Annotated in this window: 3 protein-coding genes and 1 pseudogene; 1 reads left to right on the forward strand and 3 read right to left on the reverse strand. The window is 70.4% G+C overall.

Annotated features, from left to right (window positions below; all coding sequences use genetic code 11):
• Positions 1-801, reverse strand: an 801-nt coding sequence (locus tag STRIP9103_RS18890; protein WP_199790553.1) for a Gfo/Idh/MocA family protein, incomplete at its 3' end; no start/stop codon positions are given.
• Between the two features lie 406 nt (positions 802-1,207).
• On the opposite strand from STRIP9103_RS18890, the gene STRIP9103_RS18895 reads away from it, so the two are divergent.
• Entirely contained in the window at positions 1,208-2,083 is an 876-nt protein-coding gene (locus tag STRIP9103_RS18895) for an undecaprenyl-diphosphate phosphatase (RefSeq protein ID WP_009314726.1), read from the forward strand.
• A gap of 87 nt (positions 2,084-2,170) precedes the next feature.
• Here STRIP9103_RS18895 and STRIP9103_RS18900 read toward each other — a convergent pair.
• Positions 2,171-2,401, reverse strand: a pseudogene (locus tag STRIP9103_RS18900) (3-hydroxyacyl-CoA dehydrogenase family protein); the annotation flags it as partial.
• 142 nt (positions 2,402-2,543) lie between these two features.
• Positions 2,544-2,790, reverse strand: a 247-nt coding sequence (locus tag STRIP9103_RS18905) for a hypothetical protein (RefSeq protein ID WP_048820549.1), incomplete at its 5' end; no start/stop codon positions are given.

Genomic DNA, 2,790 nt, shown 5'->3' on the forward strand with positions numbered 1-2,790 from the left:
GGGGCTGAGGACGCTGTTGACGACGGTGGCCAGCGCGCCGTTCTCGAAGCGCACCAGGGCGGTCGACACGTCCTCGGTCTCCACGTCGTGGACCAGGCGCCCGGCCATCGCCCGCACCTCGCTCCACGGGCCCAGCAGATCGAGCAGCAGGTCCATCTGGTGGATGCCGTGACCCATGGCGGGCCCGCCGCCCTCGGTCTGCCAGCGCCCGCGCCAGGGCACGGCGTAGTAGGCGGTGTCCCGGTACCAGGTGGTCTGGCAGTGCGCCACGAGCGGGCGCCCCAGGCTCCGCTCCGCGAGCAACCGCCGTACATGCCGTGAACCCGAGCCGAAGCGGTGCTGGAACACGATCGAGGCGTACGGTCCGCCGGTCTCCGTGCCCTCCTCCGCCTCCACGGCGTCGAAGTCGGCCAGCGTCGGCACCGGCGGCTTCTCGCACCACACCCAGGCACCGGCCCGCAGCGCGGCGATGGTCTGGTCGCGGTGCAGGGTGGGCGGGGTGCAGATGCTGACCAGGTCGGGGCGCTGCTCGGCCAGCATGCGGTCCAGATCGGTGTAGCCGTGCGGGATGCCGTGCTCCGCGCAGAACCGCTCGACCGCCTCGGCATCGATGTCGACCGCGGCGACGACCTCGGTCTCGCCCTCCTCGGCGAGCTTCGCGAGCGCCGGGAGATGGGAGCCGCCCCCGATGGCGCCGATACCGACGATCGCGGCGCGGACACGGCGGCCGGTCAGGGGGGTCGTGGGGCCGGTCGGTAGGTGGTCCGGAGTCGGGCTCGGGTCGTTGCTGGCTGTGGGCATGGACGTGATCAGCACTCCATCGAACGTGACGTCGGACGGTGGCCAACGCCTGGTGGCCAGGGGCTCCGGCGGAACGGCGACCCTCGCAACGGCAAGCGCTTTCCCTCGCCAGCAACGTATGTGCGGACATAGTGACTGGTCAACACCACGGATTCGGCCGTTCCACCCCTCGGAATGCCCGGCGCGCCCGCCCCTCTCCCCCGGGCCGCGCACCCGTCCCCGGCCATCCCCCGCCCGTCCCCCACACGGCCCTGCGAAACCCCTGTGACGGCCCTGTCCCCAAGGGACGCTAGGCTGCCCCCAGCACCTGTGATCACCCGCCCCGCACGGCCGTTCGACGCGCTTCCGCGGCGCGGGTACGTCATCCGCCGGCCCTTCACGATCAGCGCTTGGACCACGTAACTTCATGTCTTGGTTTGAATCCCTCATCCTCGGACTCGTCCAGGGGCTGACCGAGTTCCTCCCCATCTCCTCCAGCGCGCATCTGCGCCTGACGGCGGCCTTCTCCGGCTGGGAGGACCCGGGCGCGGCCTTCACCGCGATCACCCAGATCGGTACCGAGGCCGCGGTGCTGATCTACTTCCGCAAGGACATCGCCAACATCATCTCGGCGTGGTTCCGCTCCCTGTTCAACAAGGAGCTGCGCGGCAGCCAGGACGCGCAGATGGGCTGGCTGGTCATCATCGGCTCCATCCCGATCGGTGTGCTCGGCGTCACGCTGAAGGACCAGATCGAGGGCCCGTTCCGTGACCTCCGCATCACCGCCACGATGCTCATCGTCATGGGCATCGTCCTCGGCGTCGCGGACCGTCTCGCCGCCCGCGACGAGACCGGCGGCAAGCACCGCGCCATCAAGGAGCGCAAGACGCTGGAACAGCTCAGCGTCAAGGACGGCCTCATCTACGGCCTCTGCCAGGCCATGGCCCTCATCCCCGGCGTCTCCCGCTCCGGCGCCACCATCAGCGGCGGCCTCCTCATGGGCTACAAGCGCGAGGCCGCGGCCCGCTACTCCTTCCTCCTCGCCATCCCGGCCGTACTCGCCTCCGGCGGCTACGAACTCAAGGACGCGATGGAGGGGGGCCATGTCTCCTGGGGGCCGACGATCTTCGCCACGATCATCGCGTTCGTGGTCGGATATGTCGTCATCGCCTGGTTCATGAAGTTCATCTCCACCAAGAGCTTCATGCCGTTCGTCTGGTACCGCATCGCCCTCGGCATCCTGATCATCGTGCTCGTCTCCATGGGTGCCCTGAGCCCGCACGCGGGCGAGTCGGCGGGCTGAGCAACGGCGTCAAGGCGTACGGCGGCACCCTGCTCCCCTCGGCGGCGACCCTCTGCACCAGGGAATCCTCCGGGTGGCCGGGTGCAGTCAGCCGGCGTACCCGTGGAAGCCCCTGCCCGCCTTGCGGCCCAGCATGCCGGCCTCGACCAGGCGTCGCAGGAGCGGCGGTGGGGCGTAGTGGGGCTCCCGGAACTCCTCGTGGAGGGCTTCCGCTATGGAGAGGACCACATCCAGCCCGATCAGGTCCGCGAGCCGCAGCGGGCCCATCGGATGGGAGCAGCCGAGCATCATGGCGTCGTCCACGGTGTCCGCCGTCGCCGTTCGGTCTGTTCGGCCGGTCGGCCGTGTCCGTCCGGTCCGTCCGTGTCATCGGGTACTCGGGGTACTCGGGGTACTCGGGTACTCGGGGTACTCGGGGTACTCGGGTACTCGGAGTCTCCGTTTCTCGGGATCGGCGGGGTCATCGGGCCGGTACGGCGACGGCCGCCTCGGGCCCTGGGGTCACTGGAGCGGGGACCGGCTCTGACGGGGCTTCGGTGTCGCGCAACAGGTTCAGCCGGTCCTCGCCGACGCGGTCCCGCATGGCCTGGTCGGTCACCCCGAGCCCCGGGCGGGGTGCCAGGCACAGCACGCCCACCTTGCCGGTGTGCCGGTTCGTCTGGACGAGCCGGGCGGCCTCAGCCGCCTCGGCGAGCGGGTGGACGGTG

The organism is Streptomyces ipomoeae 91-03 (assembly GCF_000317595.1).
GTDB lineage: Bacteria > Actinomycetota > Actinomycetes > Streptomycetales > Streptomycetaceae > Streptomyces > Streptomyces ipomoeae.

Excerpts from the sequence above, each read along its gene's own strand:
- STRIP9103_RS18895 (WP_009314726.1), top strand. The coding sequence starts at position 1,208 with ATGTCTTGGTTTGAATCCCTCATCCTCGGACTCGTCCAGGGGCTGACC.